Raw genomic sequence first — 16,103 nt, forward strand, 5'->3', positions numbered from 1 at the left:
CTAGTGGTCCGTCTCAGTTTTGATTGACTACTTGTTGGAGTTTGGTGCGTGCGCGTCGAACTTTGGCCAGGATCGACTCGGCGGTAGCCGTCCACAGGTAGGGCTTGGGATCGGCGTTGTGGGCGTTGAGGTATGACTCGATGCTGACGATTAACTCGGGCACACTGGCGAAGATGCCGCGGCGGAGGTTTTTGTCGGTCAGGTCGCGGAACCAGCGTTCGACCTGGTTGAGCCATGACGATGAGGTCGGGGTGAAATGGAAGTGAAACCGCTTGTGCCGCTTCATCCATTTCTTAACCTCGACGTGTTTGTGGGTGGCGTAGTTGTCCAGGATCAGATGAACCTGTAACCCCTTGGGCACCTCGCGGTCGATGGTGTTGAGGAACTTGATGAACTCGGTGTGACGATGCCGGGGCAGGCACTGGCCGATCACGGCGCCAGTCAGCACGTCCAGGGCGGCGAACAAGGTGGTGGTGCCATTGCGTTTGTAGTCATGGGTCATCGTGCCCGCCCGCCCCGGCACCATCGGCAGCGACGCCTGGGTGCGGTCCAAAGCCTGAATTTGAGACTTCTCGTCCATGCACAACACGATGGCCCGCTCGGGCGGGTTCAGATACAACCCGACCACATCGATCAGTTTCTCCTCGAACAACGGATCATTGGACACCTTGAACGTATCGACCCGGTGCGGCGCCAACCCGAGATCCGACCAAATCCTTTGCACCGTAGACGAACTGACCCCGACCCGCTCGGCCATCGTGCGACACGACCAATGCGTGGCCCCTGGGGGAGTCGTCGTGGTGGTCAACCGCACGATCTGCGCGATCGTCTCCTCGGGAATCGAGGGCTTGCGGCCTCGACCTTCACGGATCTTGTCCAACCCGGCAAGTCCATCTTCGGTGAACCGCCGGCGCCACGCCCGCACGGTCACCGGCGTCACCCCAACATCCTCGGCGATCCGGATATTGGCCTCACCATCGGCGGCCATCAGCAGCACTTTCGCGCGCAGCACCTGCTGATGCGGCGCCGTCCGCGACCGTTCCAGCCCCTCCAATGTCTCACGCTCGACCGTCGTCATCGGCAAGGCCGCTGCTGGTGATGCACTCACCCGTCCAGAATACCGAACATATGACTATTTATTTGCGAGACACACCACTAGGACGCTCGACCGTCGTCATCGGCAAGGCCGCTGCTGGTGATGCACTCACCCGTCCAGAATACCGAACATATGACTATTTATTTGCGAGACACACCACTAGCGGCACGATGAAGTCCTTACGTAAGGCGTTGACGGATAACGGATATGAGTCGGGGCGGTCAGCGGAGCGTCTGGGGGTCCAGGCGCCTCCACATCAGGGCGCTCGTCGTGTCCTGGCCGGTGTGATCAGGTCCGGTGAACGACAGCGTGAGCTGATCCTGGTGCAGGATGCCGCGCCGGTGCTGGTTGGTGTGCAACCAGTCCGGTCGTGAAGACACCAGCAGGTGGTGGGCGACGTGGCCCGTGGTGCCGTCGACGGTGAAGGGCCCGCTGTAGGCGAGCTGCCCCGCTGCGGCGATCGGATCAGCGCCGACCGCGGGGGCCTGCGCGGCGCGGTGGTGGGGGTTGACCAACTGGGCCGACATGTATCCGGCGGGGCTATAGATCAGCATGCCGATGGGCTCGGTCCCGAGCGGATGATCGACCTCGCCGATGGTGCTAGACACGGTGTACGCGATCAGGGACCACGCACCGAGAAGGTCGACCCGTCGAGCGGGCAGCGCGACTCCGGTGGAGGTATCCGGCGTCGAAGGGCCTCGGGTGCGACCCGACATCGGGGATGGGGTGCCGGACGGCGGCGACGGTGGTCGGTTGGTGCTCAATGGCGAGCACTTACAGGTCTGGGGAACCGCGCACGTGGGGCGGGGCGACTCGTCGCACCCCCGTGGGGAGTCCGCGCGTGCTCGCTGTCCGCGCCGTCAATGGCGATCTTCACGTTTGCAGTATAGCTGGCTGAATACGGGAAGTATAGTTAGGCATGGGTCCTCGCCTGAACCGTCGCCGCATGTCGTGGTCTGAAAATTGCTGCAATGCAGTGCAATTGATCAGAAGCGTCCCCCAGTCGGTGTCGCCCTCGACGTGTGGCGCGGTTTCGCGACTACGACAGTCGAAGCCACCCACGGGAGTGCGCGCATGAGGACGCCGGATGGCCGCGATGAGAAGTGCTCCGTCGGCCTCAGTGTCACCATCCTGGGTGACAGGTGGACCCTTCTCATCCTGCGCGAGGCGCTGCTGGGCACGACCAGATTCGTTGACTTCCAAGGCAATCTCGGCATCGGACCCGACATGCTGTCCGAACGGCTCGCCGCGCTCGTCGAGTGCGGGGTGCTGACCAGGAAGCCCTACCGCGTCGCGGGCCAGCGCACACGGTCGGAATATCACCTCACCCCAGCCGGACGACAGTTGCACGTGGTCATCGGAGCGTTGCAGCAGTGGGGCGACCGCCACCTGCCGCGGCGTGAAGGACCAACCCTGATCCGCCGCGCACGCCGCACCGACCGACCCGTTCACGTCGCCTTCGTCGACGACCAGGGCTATGAGATACCCGTTACCGAGGTCGACATCATTGCCATGTGCGGCTAGCCGTCTACCGTTCGGCCACTGGGCGCAGAGCCACCGCCAGGCGGGTGGGACGCTGACCGACGATCTACAGGCTTCCGGCCCCGCCGAACGACCACCTGGCCGGCCAGTGCCAGCGGCTAGGTTCGGTACTGCTCGACGACTGAGGCGAAGCCGTCGAGCGTGCGCAGCGTGTCGTCCACCGGCAAGGTCGGCAGCATGAGCGCGAGCCGGCCGAAACCCAGGTCCTCCACCGCGCGCCAGTACTCGGGATCGATGGGTGTGCCGAACATGGCCAGTGGCACGTCGTGCCCGGCACCGTCGCGCAGCTGGTCGATGCGTCTCGCGAGCACGTCGGTCGAATAGTCGTTGGATACCCAGCCAGCGCCATGGCGGATGACCCGCATGACGGTGGCGTCGGAGTTTCCGCCGATGAAGAGAGGCGGGTGGGGTTGCTGAACCGGCTTGGGACGAAGGTAGGACGAGTCGAAGTCGACGAAGGCGCCGTGATATTCGGTGGGTTCCTCGGTCCACAGTGCCTTGACGGCCTCGATGCGCTCGTCCAACAGCGCACCCCGCGTCTTGGGGTCGGTGCCGTGGTTGCGCAACTCCTCGATGTTCCAGCCTGCACCGACACCGAGTACGAACCGCCCACCGGAGATGACGTCGATGCTGGCGGCTTCCTTTGCGGTGAGGATGGGGTCACGCTGGATGAGAAGGGCGATGCCAGTGAACAATTCGATCCTGGTCGTCACCGCTGCGGCTGCGGCCAGCGTCACGAACGGGTCCAACGTCCGGTAGTAGTACTGGGGTAGCTCTCCACCCATCGGCCACGCCGACTCCCGGCTCGCGGGGATGTGGGTGTGCTCGGCGATCATCAGCGAGTCGAAGCCCCGCTCTTCGATCGCTCGTGCCAGCGATACCGGGTCGATGCCGTCATCGGTGACGAACGTAGAAATTCCGATCTGCATTTGAGTTCCCATCTGTGTCTCGTCGCCGCGCAAGGGCGCGGTGTCTGTCGGCGGTGGCGTCGTTCAATCACTCGTCTAGTGGGTTCAGCCGACGTACTGCTGCCCGCCGTCGATGTCGTAGGTCGCCCCGCTCAGGGCGGTGTTCACCATGAGGTGCACGGCCAAGGCGGCAACGTCGGCTGGTCCGACGACGCGCCGGATCGGCAACGTCTCGCGCAACTGCTGGCGACGCCGATCGAGATCGTCACCCAGCAGCGACGCCGACAGGTCGGTATCGACGAACCCGGCGGCGATGAGATTGACGCGTGTCGGCGCGATTTCCAGAGCCAGCGCCGCCGTCAAGGGCGGCATGGCCGCCGTCGATGCCGAGGCAATGCCGGGCCCGGGTGCGACCCGGCGGGCACCGGTTCCGCCCATCAACGTCAGCGACCCGCCGGGGCGGACCACGCGCGCCACGTGTCGGGCGACGTCGAGAGCGACGACGACGTGAGCGCTCATCGCGTCACGAACGTCCTCGGCGGTCATCTGCAGGAGCGGTCCGTAATGCGGGCCACCTGCGGTCACCATGACGTGATCGATCCCGGTGGTCACTCCGTCGAAGAACTCGGCGAGCGCCGCGGCGTCGGTGACGTCGAAGACAGCGGTCCGCTGAGCGGACACCTCGGCGCTAGCGCGGGCCAGCCGTTCGGGATTGCGGCCGGTGATGATCACGTTCGCACCACCGGCCTTGGCGGCACGTGCAGTCTCCAAACCGATTCCGGCGCTCCCGCCCAGCACGACGACGGTCTGCCCGCCGAAACCGGCCACACCTGGCGCGGTCATCACGACGTCTCACCCCGTCCGTCTGCATGGGCGACGTCGATCAGAACCCGGCCGACGACACCCTCCTCCATGCGGGTGTGCGCAGCGGCCGTGTCGGCCAACCGGTAGCGGTGCATCGGCAACCCATGCTCCTGGCCCACCTCGAGCGCGCCATCGGAGGCGGCGGCGCTCACGGCGCGCACCGAGGCGAGCTTGACCGGGCGCGGCGTCAGGTAGGTGAACACGAACTGCACGCGAGAATCGTTGAGCAACAACGTGTGTGCCGGAACCGTAACGGGACGTCCGGGGTCGGCACCGTAGACGGCAATTACACCGCGCTCGGCCAGCAGTGCGGTGTCGGCCACGAGGTTGTGCGTCGGGTCGACCTCGACGACGACGTCTGCGCCGCGCGGCTGGTGCTCACGCAGCACCGCTGCCACGTCCTGTCGGCGGTAGTCGATCGTTTCGCATGCGCCCGCGGCGAGGGCCAGCGCCGACTTCTCCGGGCCGCTGACCGTGGCGTGGACCTCCGCTCCTGCCCAGCGCGCCAACTGGATCGCCGCGTGGCCGACCACGCCTGCGCCGCCGGCCACGAGCACTGTCATGCCCGACAGGGCGCCCGGGCGCAGCGGACCCTCTGCAGCGGGGTGGGCCGTCAAGGCGCGGTGGGCAGTCAGCGCCGGAATTCCCAGTGATGCGCCGACGTCGAAGGACACCGAGGTGGGCAGGGTTGCGGCCTGATCGGACGGCATTGTCAGGAACTGCTGAGCGGTGCCCTCGCTGCGCCGCCAGGCGGCGTCCCAGATCCAGACGCGTTCACCGAGGCGCTGCGCCGAAACACCCTCGCCCACTTGGTCGATGATCCCGGCCCCGTCTTGGTGGGGAACCTGACCACAGGCCGGCAGCGTAGCGCCGGCAGCTTGGCGGGCCTTGACGTCGGTGGGGTTGACCGCCGAGACCTCGATGCGTACCCGGACCTGTCCGGCGGCCGCCTGGGGCATCGGCCGCTCGAGGTATCCCAGCACCCTTGGATCACCGGGCTGGTGGTAGACGATGGCCTTCATGAACCGCGGACCGTTCGAGCCGTCCACGGGCCCGTGCCCCCGACCTTGTCGATGCGGATGCGGGTGAGGAAACCCGGGGGAGCGTCCGCAGGCGGGAAGACGATTGCCGGGTCGGGGTTGCCGACCGCGGCGGCCAACCGCGTGAGCAGCTCCGGCGCACCGCCCTCCTCGATGGTGGCCGTTCCCGTGAGCTTGAGATAGGGGCGAACGTAGCCCGCCCAGGAATTGGGGTCCATGATGGTCAACACCGCCAGGGGGTTGAGCCGCAGGTTGCGCACCTTGATGTGCTCGCCCAGATGCCCGGCCACGATCTCGTCGCCGTCCGGGGTGGAGTTCAACGCGACCCACACCACGCTGACATTTGGGGTACCGCTGGGGTTCACCGTCACGATCGTGGCGTTGGCGCCCTCGCCGATCAGATCTCGGGCAGCTTGGTCGAGCTTCATGTCGTTCTCCTGGTTGTTCATGGCGTTAACGTCTAACTTTGAAAATGGCTGTGGTTAATCGATGCTCTCGAGGGAATCGACGGGCCGGTCGATCTGGTCGGTCATGATTGGGTGGCGCGCACGTCGTCAACGTCGCGATGACGCATCCCATACCGCGGCCGTCTCGGGGGTGCCGTGTACCAAGCACACCGTCATGTCGCCAACGGTAGCAGAATTTGACAATCAAAGCCGGGTTCCCTCGCTGCGCCCAAAACTGGGTCGCGCTAAGCAGCGACCGAACCATCCAGGGTCAGCAGGCTTACGCACCCAGTCGGCGGGACTTCCCGATGAAGGTGACGTCCTCGACGCCTCGCGTCATCGGGGGAGAGCGCGGTGGCAGCGGTTGGGGCAGCCACTGCCCCGTATGGTGCGCCTCGAAATGACGGCCTCCCATTCGGTCCCGCACATCGGGCACAGCCACCACACCTTCTTGCTGCTGGCGGACGCGACAGAGTCGGGTGTGAGAGCACCGTTGTCGAACGGGTGTCATTCGGTCGCGATCTCGGGGTGACGGTCTGCTAGCGAGTTGCCGGGCTTTGGTCTACTGCGCGCTTCCAGGCTTGCCTTGCGCCCGCACACCGGGCAACCGACACCCGTTGCACGGCTGCCGATCACCGCGTGCCAACTGTTGCCGCACACCGGGCACACCCACCACGCCTTTTGTCCGCTGCCGAAGGTCATGTGTTCGGGGGTCAGCGGGGCGTTCTTGACGTAATCCCACTCGGTGGCCAGGGTCGGCAACTCCGAGGCCAGCGAGCGGGCGCGGGGTCGTCGGATCTCGTCCTCGGCCGTCGTGGCGGCCCAGGCCGCATCGGTGGCGAGGTAGTCATCGTGGCGTTCGGCATGGTGACCCAGTTGGTCGAGCATCGTAAGAACAGCCTTGGCGCGAACCACTTCTGAGGAGAACTTCGGAACGACGACATCCCAAGGGCCGATTAGATCTAGCTCCTCCCGGACGCGGATCACCGTCCACCCGGCCGCGGTCAAGGCCTCCGTCTTGCGTCGATCCTTGTCGTGGCCCTCAGGAGTCTTGTGATATCTGTTGCCATCGAACTCGACGACCACGCTCCAGGTGGGTATGACCATGTCGCAGTTCAGTGGTCTGCCCTTTGGCGGGTGGATGATCGTGTGCTCAACCTCGATGGGCACCCCGGCCGCAGTGAGTTCGTGGCGCAGCCGGATCTCCTCGGCGCTGGTGCCCCACAGGATGCATTTCGGGCAGCCTCGCGCCTTGGTGCGGTTGTTGATCATGGCCTGCCATTCGTGACCGCGGGCGCACAACCACCACGCCTTCCTGCCGCTGTTGCCCGTGACATCGGCTGGGGTGAGGTCGCCGTTGCGGGTGGGGTGCCACTGGCTGGCCAGCTCTCCGTCCTGCTCAGCCAGTGACTGTCCTGAACTTGGCTTTGCATAGGCAACTGCCGACTGTTGGGTCGCACATGCCTTGCAACCGGAACCAACGGCACGACTACCGATTTGGGCTTCCCAGTCGTTGCCGCAGTCGGGGCACAACCACCAGGCGCGCTTGCCGCTCTTCGCGGTGACCATGGCCGGGGTGAGGTCTCCGTTGCGGGTGGGGTGCCATTGCGCGGCGAGTTCAGGCAGGCGCTCGGCCAGCGACTGTCCCGGCTTGGGTGCACCCAGCGCGGCGCCGGCGCGGCGCCGCCCGCACTTCGGGCAGCCCGAACCACCGCGTGTCCGGCTAATGATGATCGCCGACCATTCGTGTCCGCATGTCGGGCAGAGCCACCAGGCACGGACGTTGCTTGCCCAACGAAAGTTGGCCGGGTGCAGTGCTCCGTTCTGGACGGGATGCCATTGCGCTGCGACGTCGGGATAGCGTTCCGACAAGGCGGTGCCAGGTGGCACGTTCGGGGGAGGCAGTGCCCGGTCGGAGTCTTCGAGGGGGAAGGCCTGCGGGGTCCCCGTGGGCGAATGACCGTCGCCTATGTTGTCTGTCTTGGGTGTGACGGCAGGGGCGCGGCGTCCTCGGCGACTGCATCCGGGGCAGCCAGCGCCGACGGCGCGATTGCCCACTGACGCCTCCCACTCATTTCCGCAGCCGGCGCATCGCCACCATGCCTTCCGTTTCGCCGAGAACGCCACGTCGCTGGGTATGAGGTCGCCGTTGAGGGTGGGATGCCATTCCGCGGCGACTGCAGGGTTTCGCTCGGCCAACGAGCCGCCAGGCTTCGGCTTGCGCAACGTGGCGTGCGCGCATTTACGACACGAGCTGCCGCGGCTGCGGCTGGCGACCCAGATCTGCCACTCGTGACCGCAGCGTCCGCAGAGCCACCAGACCTTCTTGTTGCTGGCGTAGCCGACCGTCTCGGGAGTGAGGTCCTCGTTGAGGCTGGGATGCCATTCAACGGCGACGTCGGGGAACCGCTCTGCCAGCGAATCACCTGGCTGGGGAAGGCTCTTCAGTCGCCCGGTTTCGCGCCGGGCGCATGCTGGACAGCCGTGACCGTGGGTGCGACTAGATACCCGCGCCTGCCAGACGTGAGTACAGGCCGGGCACAGCCAGAACGCCTTAAGCTTGGCGCCACCGGTCACCAGTGACGGGTCGCGATCGTTCAACGTGGGGTGCCATTGCGCTGCGAGCATTGGATGTGTCGCGCTCAGCGTGTTGGACGGCGTTGCCTGATACAGGTTCTCGTCCGTGTTGCCCGTCGTCATCTGATCCGCGCCCTCCCCGTCAAACAGCATGACATCGTCGTCCGACAGTGGAGGGCGCTGTGGTCGATGGGTGCAACCGTGGTGGTGCGAACTACTCGCGCCGGCAGAGATCTGCACACGCCAAAATGGTTGAGGCATCCAGGATCGCGCCAAGTGCGCGAGTCGCTCCCGAAACTACTCAGGCTGGACCCAGAGTGTGAAGACCTCGCCGTCGACCCGCTTGAGCTTGATCGGCACCTTGAGCGGTCTGACCGTCCGGCCGGGATGAGGCTCCGGTGGACGCCGAATCAGGGAAGTCACCGTCGCCTTGGCGCTACTCACCAGGTAGGTGGGATGTGCTCCGTGGATGCTGGTGCGGGGCTCACCCCAGGGATCGATCGCGACCCAGAACGGTGGCTGGTTGTTGCACTGCCGAACCCATTCGCTGTCGGGGTCGCCGTCGAGGTAAAACGCGGGCGACCCCTTCACCGTCCGGTGGCCGCCGATCAACACCTGAATGTAGGTGAAGAAGTCACTCTCCTGCACGGTGTCGATCCCGCCGACGAGCTTCCAGTGGCTGCCGGGCGTTTCACCGTCGTAGTCGATGTCCTGCGCCGTTGCAGATACCCATACCTGAGGCGTGGTCATGGAGATCATCCTGCCGGTTCGCGTCGGAACGGCGGAATGAGGAGGCTGCCGCCCCGCGGTACCGCTCAGCGCGCCGGCATCATGGCACCTCGGTTCCTGCTATCGGCCCGCGACGTCCTGAAGCTGCAGAGTCGTCGCCCCTCCGATCGCCGGGCAGCAAAGGTCTGCTCAGCTCCGCGGTTACGACGTCGGAGGCCGGGTTCGGGAAGACGACTCGTTGAGTCCACCGAGGCATGCGCCAACGCGTCTCTACGGCGCTGTTACGTCGCGCAACACACCGGCGCATATCCGCAGGATGCTGACGCATGGCGCAACACTGCCAAAGATCATTTGCCGCAGCTCAAGGGCTATTTACGCGGGAAAATCAAGGGGTTCGAATCCCCTTAGCTCCACCCCTTGTAAGGCGGGAAACGCCTGGTAGACGGCTTGACCACAAGCCGAGTTTGCCACGTCATCAAGACGTGGTCATCAAAATGTGTGTTGGCGTGCTCAAATGGGCTCGTGTCCGCAGATGCCGTCACCACAGCACTGTGCGCTCGCGCGCGAATTCAGCTCCGGCGCCCCAACGGCTGGCGCAAGCCCGAAGGCACGGTCGTCGTCGCCAGGCCGTCTAAGTGGGGCAACCCCAGCGGTCGCCCGGGCCCGCGCCGCTGGCCTGACGAAGAAGCCACGCGTGCACGACCTTCGGCACACCTGCGCGTCCTGGCTAATCCAGTCCGGCCGCCCACCACCCGCGGTGCAACAGCACCTCGCCATGAGTCCATCCAGATCACCGTCGGAGTCTAACGGGCACCTGGACCGCTCCAGCGGCCGCGACAACGCCAACGTCATCGGCGCCATGCTGCGGCCGCCAAACTGACTTCCGGCTTAGTTGACTCGCACCGAGTCGATGCTGATGAAGGCGCTTCGGCCGGTGCTCTGGTTCGTGAATGTGGTTCCGGCGGGGCCAGCGTCGATGATCCACGACAACGCCCGATAGGTGTTGTAGCCGATGCTCACAACTGGGATGTCGCCGAGGTCGCCGCACACCCACTCTAGGGACCCGCCGGAGGAGAACCTCAAACCGTTCGCTGGGCAACCGCCGGCCATTGGCGTGTGAAAGGCAAACGGAGCCTGACAATCCACCTCGGATGCAGAAATTTGGCAGTACGTCTTGCCCGACTTGGTGACGATGAAGACCATGCCGTCGCGGGATGGTGCCAGCGCTTGAGGGCCGGATGGAGCTGGCGGCGCAGCCGCCGCCGGGGGAGGAGTCTCCGACTGTTCTTGCAGCGCAAACAGAAAGGCGCCCGGGGCGGCTTCCCAGATGAGATGGCTGCCGTCGGCGGTGACGTCGACTGCCACGTCGTGTTCCTTGCCGATGGGGGTCTTGACGGTGGCGATGCCCTTATAGTCGTTTCCGCTTTTGTTGACCAGGACGACATCGACGACTTTCAACTTCAGCTGCGACAGATCAGGGTCGGAGTCCAGCTTGTCCTGCATCGACCTCTTGGTGTCGCTGGCCGCGGCGTCGGTGGGCGACATCGTCGAGACCGGTGGTGCTGTTGCCTTACCGGTTGTGTGTGAGCATGCCGGTGCTGCGAGAAGGGTTAGCATCACCACGATCGCACCAACGATCCTTCCCATTGCTGCCCCTACCGTCTCGACAACGACTGCCACTCTGCGTAGCTCATCGAACGCCATGCCCACTGGCCCGACGCCGCGCAGACGAATGCGCCGCCATTCAGGCCGGAGTAGTTGTCGATAGCGGGTTCGGCGCACGACCCGTGGGGTGGCATTGAGCACTCGGCCATAACCTCGGGGCGACTAGGGTCGCAGTCCGGCCAGATGCCCGGCTCCGCCGACGCGGTTGGCGTTGTAGTCGACAAGGCCGTCGCGAACAGGCCCACCGCGAATAACGTCCCTCGAAAACACATTTCTGAATCCCAGCTACCTTTCGGATCGGCAGGTTTTGCTTCCAGACGCCCCGGATTAGCCCTTGCGGCAGTTGGTTGCAGCCTCCGGCGTGCGGTGATTCACTGTGCATGCTCCGTGCCGGAAGACCGTCTGGCTTCCGGGGCCTACCGCGGCCCGCGGCGCGTGATATTCGGCAAGTGCTGCCTGCTGTTGCGACCGCTGCTGCACGATCCCGACGAGGAGGATTGCTAGGAGTGCCAACCAGATAATCTCCGGAACCCACCCGCAAACTGAACGGGTCGTCGAAGGGTTCGCCGCACCGAGTTGCACCGCTACGTATGTGCCGAGCAAGTACGGCCACGCGATCAGAAGCAGGGCAGCTACGAAGCCGAAGAACCCGCCGCTGTTGTTGCTGGATCGCCGCCGTCGTCGACCGCCCCATGAAGATCCGAGCGACACGGGTCCAGCGCCGACGCCGAAGCCCTTGTTGGATATACCACCGCGGACACCGAAGGCGCCCCCACCGATACCGATACGCATTCCAACCCCCTGAGCGGAGGATATTGCGCCGTTGCCAGGAGCGCCGGTTTTTGCCGAAATACGCGTGCTGTTGGATTGCATCGTCGTGAGCGGGAGTATCACACCCTCGCCCAAAAGGTGTGCTTCGCGGTGGCAGGGTCGACGCGCCCATGGGGAGCTTTCGGGGAGTCGTAGCGGCAGCGGCAACGTTGGTCGGGTGTACACCGTCGTCGCCGGGGCCGTCGCGGCAGCTGAGGAGAAGCAGGGCCGATTCTCGGCCGCCGACTTCGTGGGGGGATGGCTGCTATTCGCAAAGGAGTTGCGCGACAACATCACTCAGGACGTCTAGGTGACATATTCGGAGACGTGCTCCGCGCCTGCGAAGGGCCGCGCGGGGTTCGTGCCGACGGTCGCCGGTAGCCGCCTCGACGGCCCCGGCCGCGCCATCGTCCGGCTCGAACTGATGGGCGTCACCAAAGCGGTGGCCATGGTCTACGAGGACGGCGGCTGACGCGCCGGAGCCGGCCGAGATCATCGCCATGGCCCGCGAGATCCGCCGGGCCCGCGACGCCGACACCGGACCCACACCCGAGTACGAAGCGCTCTGCGAATCGAAGGGCGCCGACGCCGCAGAGCTCGCCGAACAGCGCCGACTCCGCGAACTTGCCAGCTGCCGAACGGCCCAAGCTCCGCGAGCTCGTCGCCGGGATCGCCGCCAGCAAGGCGGTCGAACCGTGATGCCCGAATCCCTCGACGAGAAGCGCGCCCGCCAGGGCGCGGCCCGCGAGGCGCTCGCCCAGGCGCAGCGTTCCAACCCCGACCCCGCGCCGTCCCTTGACTTCGACTCGCGGCGAAGGGCGCGCGAGACCGCGACGGCTGCCGAGCGTGCGAAGCAGCAGCGCGCGCGCCTGGCCGAGACCCGCGCCGTCCACGCGCCACTCGGCCACGCCCAAGCCCAGGCCGCGCACCGCAACTGGTCGGACGTGAATGTCATTCGCGGGCATCGATCGAAGCGAAAAAACCCGCCACGATCTGCCCGACTTGCGCTTTCAGCTCGCCCACCGGGTCGGCGCCGTCGTGCGCTCCGGTGGCGGGTTGCGCCACCAGTAGATGCAACACGGCGAACACGCTGCGGGCCGCCCGCATCGCTGCCACCTTGACGATGGTGCCGTCGAACGCTGGGATGATCGCCGTCGAAAGGCGTTCTGCAATAGCCTCTTCCAGCTCCACCACCAGAGCCAAACCGTCGGCGCGGTAGCCGACCGAGGGCGGACCGAAGAGGAGTTCTCGTTGGTAGAGCACGGTGTTCTCAGGATCCGCACCGGCAGCGCGAACGATTGGCGCCGTCATGGCAAACACCGCGTCGGCCGGATCGGTGCAGAAGAGCGATGCTTGTCGACCCGTGTCGATGGCTGCGCGGAATTGTCTGTTGTAGACCATCAACAGCAAGTCGCCTTTCGACGATGCGTAGCGAAACAATGTTCCGGCGGCGATGTCGGCGCGCTCGGAGATCTGTTGAGTGGTCACCGCCTCGTAACCGTGCTCGGCAAACAGGTTGGCTGCGGCGTCGAAGATGCGGTCGCGTTTGTCTTGCATGTTCCGCATCCGCCGACCGCCGCGGCTGGTCAGCCCGTCGTTGGGTTCCTTGACCGTCGGCATATCAGCCCCAACCTCTCCTAGTTTGCTCGCTGGTGAATGTACTCAATAGTCGTGACCGGGGGACAGGCCAATCGACGTGTTACATCTTGATCGCCGGCATCAGTCTGATCATCGTCCAGAGCCGGTCACGGCGGGCGGCGAGCGACGACAGCGCCAGTGCGCCTGCCCAGATGCCGACCAGAACCATGACAGCCTGCCACAGTCGAAAGTCGATGCCGCCGAGAACGAGCTGTCGTAATCCGTTGACGCCGTACGTCATCGGATCGTAGACATGGATCAGCTGGAACGGTTTGGAGGTGGTCTCTACCGGATACATGCCGCCGGCGCTGACCAGCTGAAGCATCAGCAGCGCCATCAGCAGTACCCGCCCCACCGTGGGGCCCACGAGAGCGTTGATCGCTTGTGTCGCAGCGACGAACGCGCACGAGATCAGGACCATGAAGGCGAGCATCGCGACGGGGTGTTCGGCATGCATACCTAGCGCGAACCGAACGACGCAATACAAGATGATCGCCTGTGCGGTCCCGATCAGCACCGCGGGCAGATAGCTCGCGAGGGCGACGCGGATCGCGAGAACTTCGGCTGCGATGGCGCGATTCTGCAGCGGCCGCAACACCATCCACAGCATCAGCGCGCCGAAGAACAGCGCCAGGGTGATGAAGAACGGCGCCATGCCCGTACCGAAGTTGGGGGCGGGGTTTTCGTGTGAGGTGTCCAGGTGCACGGGTCCGCCGATGGTGTTGGCAATCGAGACCTTCTGCTCGGGTGTCCAATTGGGTACCTGTTTGGCGCCGTCGGCGAGTTTGGTCGCGAGTTCTTCTGACCCGGTGTGCAGCTGTGCCGTGCCCGATGTCAGCGCCGCGGCACCGCCGTCGAGTTTGGCGATCCCGCCTGCCAATTCGTTGCTACCGGAGGCGAGTTGCTGGGCCCCGCTGCGCAGTTGGGTCAGCTTGTTGGTGAGGTCTCGACCCTTTTGGCCGATATCGTCCAACGACGCGTACAGCGGACTGCCCGGAGTGCGCAGCGTCGAGGTCATCGATATGGCGGCGTTCTCAGCGTCGGTGAGCTGCTGGCGGACCTGGGGTGTGTACTGGTGGTCGCGCAGCTGGCCCTCGATCCCGCTCAACGTGTTCACGGCGGCGCCGGCGACGGGATCCGTGCTGGCGGAGAGCTGTTGGATCACCGAGGCGAGTGACGTGGCCGCGGCGTCCTGGGCGGCGGCGATGCCGCCCAGTTGATCGTTGGCTTGCCGTATTGCAACAGCACCCTGCTCCAACTGTTCGGTACTGCCGCCGACTCGTGAGAGTGCCGTAGCGGCGGTCAGCAGCGGCTCGGTGGCCGTGTTGACACCATCGGCGAGCTGGGCGGCGCCCGAGGCGAGCTGAGCCGAACCGGACCGCGCGCTGTGCAGTCCGGTTTTCAGTTGGTTGGCGCCCTCGTCGACCTTGGCGGCGCCGTCAGCGAGCTGCTGCGCTCCGTCGGCGGCTTGTTTGATCCCCGCTCCGGACGAGACGACCACGGACAGCACCTGATTGACGGCCTGTCCGGAGATGCGAGTGGAGACGGCGTTGAGCACCTGGTCGATCGCGGAGCGGCCGATGTTGGTCGAGATGTAGTTGTTGGCATCGTTGTACACCGCAATGAGGTTGGCCTGCTTGGGTTGTCCGGTAACCGGGGACGCGATGGCCTCGCTGAAGTCGGGCGGCAGTTCGAGCATGAAGTAGTACTTGCCGTGTTGCACCCCGTCGCGCGCCTCCTCGGGGTCCACGATGTGCCAGTCGAGGCTGTGGTCGGCAGTCATGCTCTTGGCGATCTCCTCGCCAGCGTTGATGTGCTGTCCGGAGACCACCGCGCCACGGTCGGAGTTGACCAGTGCAACGGGCATCTTGTCCACGTGACCGAAGGGGTCCCAGTACGCCCAGAGATACAGCGCGCCGTATATCAGCGGCAACAACGCCAGCACGACGACCGTAGCGCGGGTCATCCGGCTACGACCGAAGCGCTTGAGTTCCGAGCCGAAGGTGAGTCCAGCCAGCATGGTCAGTTCCCCTCATTGAGGATGCGGTTGTCGTGCAGGTCGTGATCGGGAGCATCGCTGCCGAGTGGATTGGTCACTCCGACGATCACTGTGCGATGTTCGGCGATGGCGCCGAGGCGTTGCACCGCGAGTGCTCGCCTCGAGTTGTCACGCACCTGTTCCAGGTCGCCGACCACCAGAATCGGACGGTTTAACAACAGCGCCAACGTGATACGCATCAGAAACAGTTCAAGATCGGACAACTCGACGACGTAGGTACGTCCGGCAGGCACGGGTACGTCGCCGAATACCTCGTCGAGTTCGGCGGGATGCCCCAGCCTGGGCACCCGTGTGTACCAGGGCGCCAGCCATCGGCGTTGTTCGGTCAACACGGTGTCGACCGTCACCGGTCCTTCCAGTTCGTCGATGTCCGGGAAGGCTGCGATTGCGCAATGCCGTCGGATCGCACGCGGTGTGGTGTCGCCGCAGACGGCGACGGTGCCGTGGCTGGCCTTCAAGCGGCCGGCGAGCGTCAGCAGCAAGGCTGACTGGCTCGGCCCGCCCGGCATCTGTACGGCGTGGAATCCCGGGGCGAGGCTGAGGTCAACGCCCGAGAACAGCGGGCCGTGCTCTCCGTCCACACCCAGTCCGGCGGTGATCACCACCGGCGCGAGATCAGGCATGGCCTCCTGGTCGGTACCCGATTCATCACTCGGTTGCATATCATCGGTCCCTCCTCGGATGTATGCGGAGCGCGCTTGCGCCTCAGTTTCGCATCTATGACTAGAC

At 65.3% G+C, this 16,103-nt stretch carries 17 protein-coding genes and 2 pseudogenes; 5 read left to right on the plus strand and 14 right to left on the minus strand.

Annotation, left to right across the window (positions count from 1 at the left end; genetic code table 11):
* Positions 1 to 13 precede the first annotated feature (13 nt).
* Positions 14 to 1,078, minus strand: coding sequence for an IS630 family transposase (locus H7J06_RS18310; RefSeq protein ID WP_264040843.1), 1,065 nt, complete (start codon positions 1,076 to 1,078; stop codon positions 14 to 16).
* 239 nt (positions 1,079 to 1,317) lie between these two features.
* Entirely contained in the window at positions 1,318 to 1,812 is a 495-nt protein-coding gene (locus H7J06_RS18315) for a lipocalin-like domain-containing protein (protein ID WP_264040448.1), read from the minus strand.
* Between the two features lie 358 nt (positions 1,813 to 2,170).
* On the opposite strand from H7J06_RS18315, the gene H7J06_RS18320 reads away from it, so the two are divergent.
* Positions 2,171 to 2,620 carry a winged helix-turn-helix transcriptional regulator gene (locus H7J06_RS18320; RefSeq protein WP_264040449.1) on the plus strand — a complete coding sequence of 150 codons (450 nt, stop codon included), beginning with the start codon at positions 2,171 to 2,173 and terminating at the stop codon, positions 2,618 to 2,620.
* A gap of 116 nt (positions 2,621 to 2,736) precedes the next feature.
* On the opposite strand, the gene H7J06_RS18325 is transcribed toward H7J06_RS18320, so the two are convergent.
* The 4 genes from H7J06_RS18325 to H7J06_RS18340 form a co-directional block, all read right to left on the minus strand.
* On the minus strand, positions 2,737 to 3,567 hold the full coding sequence (locus tag H7J06_RS18325; RefSeq protein ID WP_264040844.1) for an LLM class F420-dependent oxidoreductase: 831 nt from the start codon (positions 3,565 to 3,567) through the stop codon (positions 2,737 to 2,739).
* An 84-nt stretch (positions 3,568 to 3,651) separates the two neighbouring features.
* A complete protein-coding gene (locus H7J06_RS18330; RefSeq protein ID WP_264040450.1) occupies positions 3,652 to 4,389 on the minus strand; it encodes an SDR family oxidoreductase in 738 nt (245 codons plus the stop codon).
* On the minus strand, positions 4,389 to 5,432 hold the full coding sequence (locus tag H7J06_RS18335) for an NADPH:quinone reductase (protein ID WP_264040451.1): 1,044 nt from the start codon (positions 5,430 to 5,432) through the stop codon (positions 4,389 to 4,391). Before H7J06_RS18335 ends, H7J06_RS18330 begins: the two co-directional genes overlap by 1 nt.
* Positions 5,429 to 5,878, minus strand: a complete 450-nt coding sequence (locus H7J06_RS18340; RefSeq protein ID WP_264040845.1) for a TIGR03618 family F420-dependent PPOX class oxidoreductase — start codon at positions 5,876 to 5,878, stop codon at positions 5,429 to 5,431. Before H7J06_RS18340 ends, H7J06_RS18335 begins: the two co-directional genes overlap by 4 nt.
* Positions 5,879 to 5,929: 51 nt before the next feature.
* Between H7J06_RS18340 and H7J06_RS32665 the strand changes: the two are divergent.
* Positions 5,930 to 6,027 (plus strand): annotated as a pseudogene (locus tag H7J06_RS32665) (alpha/beta hydrolase); the annotation flags it as partial.
* Between the two features lie 205 nt (positions 6,028 to 6,232).
* On the opposite strand, the pseudogene H7J06_RS32670 reads toward H7J06_RS32665, so the two are convergent.
* The 3 genes and pseudogenes from H7J06_RS32670 to H7J06_RS18350 all read right to left on the minus strand — a co-directional run.
* Positions 6,233 to 6,391, minus strand: a pseudogene (locus H7J06_RS32670) (zinc-ribbon domain-containing protein); the annotation flags it as partial.
* A 12-nt stretch (positions 6,392 to 6,403) separates the two neighbouring features.
* Positions 6,404 to 8,626 carry a zinc-ribbon domain-containing protein gene (locus tag H7J06_RS18345; RefSeq protein ID WP_264040452.1) on the minus strand — a complete coding sequence of 741 codons (2,223 nt, stop codon included), beginning with the start codon at positions 8,624 to 8,626 and terminating at the stop codon, positions 6,404 to 6,406.
* 144 nt (positions 8,627 to 8,770) lie between these two features.
* Positions 8,771 to 9,223, minus strand: a complete 453-nt coding sequence (locus H7J06_RS18350) for a hypothetical protein (RefSeq protein ID WP_264040453.1) — start codon at positions 9,221 to 9,223, stop codon at positions 8,771 to 8,773.
* Positions 9,224 to 9,734: 511 nt separating this feature from the next.
* Here H7J06_RS18350 and H7J06_RS18355 point away from each other — a divergent pair.
* A complete protein-coding gene (locus tag H7J06_RS18355; RefSeq protein ID WP_264040454.1) occupies positions 9,735 to 10,082 on the plus strand; it encodes a tyrosine-type recombinase/integrase in 348 nt (115 codons plus the stop codon).
* 8 nt (positions 10,083 to 10,090) lie between these two features.
* On the opposite strand, the gene H7J06_RS18360 is transcribed toward H7J06_RS18355, so the two are convergent.
* On the minus strand, positions 10,091 to 10,747 hold the full coding sequence (locus H7J06_RS18360; RefSeq protein ID WP_264040455.1) for a hypothetical protein: 657 nt from the start codon (positions 10,745 to 10,747) through the stop codon (positions 10,091 to 10,093).
* Positions 10,748 to 11,855: 1,108 nt separating this feature from the next.
* Between H7J06_RS18360 and H7J06_RS18365 the strand changes: the two genes are divergently transcribed.
* Positions 11,856 to 11,987, plus strand: coding sequence for a hypothetical protein (locus H7J06_RS18365; protein ID WP_264040457.1), 132 nt, complete (start codon positions 11,856 to 11,858; stop codon positions 11,985 to 11,987).
* Positions 11,988 to 12,149, plus strand: a complete 162-nt coding sequence (locus tag H7J06_RS18370; protein WP_264040458.1) for a hypothetical protein — start codon at positions 11,988 to 11,990, stop codon at positions 12,147 to 12,149.
* Here H7J06_RS18370 and H7J06_RS18375 read toward each other — a convergent pair.
* The 4 genes from H7J06_RS18375 to H7J06_RS18390 form a co-directional block, all read right to left on the minus strand.
* Positions 12,109 to 12,642, minus strand: coding sequence for a hypothetical protein (locus H7J06_RS18375; protein WP_264040459.1), 534 nt, complete (start codon positions 12,640 to 12,642; stop codon positions 12,109 to 12,111). The two genes, H7J06_RS18370 and H7J06_RS18375, sit on opposite strands and share 41 nt — an antisense overlap.
* Positions 12,629 to 13,297 (minus strand): TetR/AcrR family transcriptional regulator, encoded by a 669-nt coding sequence (locus H7J06_RS18380; RefSeq protein ID WP_264040460.1) that lies wholly within the window; start codon positions 13,295 to 13,297, stop codon positions 12,629 to 12,631. Before H7J06_RS18380 ends, H7J06_RS18375 begins: the two co-directional genes overlap by 14 nt.
* A 79-nt stretch (positions 13,298 to 13,376) precedes the next feature.
* Positions 13,377 to 15,335: a YhgE/Pip domain-containing protein gene (locus H7J06_RS18385; protein WP_264040461.1), complete on the minus strand. Its 1,959-nt coding sequence runs from the start codon at positions 15,333 to 15,335 to the stop codon at positions 13,377 to 13,379.
* A gap of 2 nt (positions 15,336 to 15,337) precedes the next feature.
* Positions 15,338 to 16,036: a hypothetical protein gene (locus H7J06_RS18390; RefSeq protein WP_264040462.1), complete on the minus strand. Its 699-nt coding sequence runs from the start codon at positions 16,034 to 16,036 to the stop codon at positions 15,338 to 15,340.
* Positions 16,037 to 16,103: the final 67 nt, after the last annotated feature.

The sequence above is a fragment of the Mycolicibacterium hodleri genome (assembly GCF_025822245.1).
GTDB lineage: Bacteria > Actinomycetota > Actinomycetes > Mycobacteriales > Mycobacteriaceae > Mycobacterium > Mycobacterium hodleri.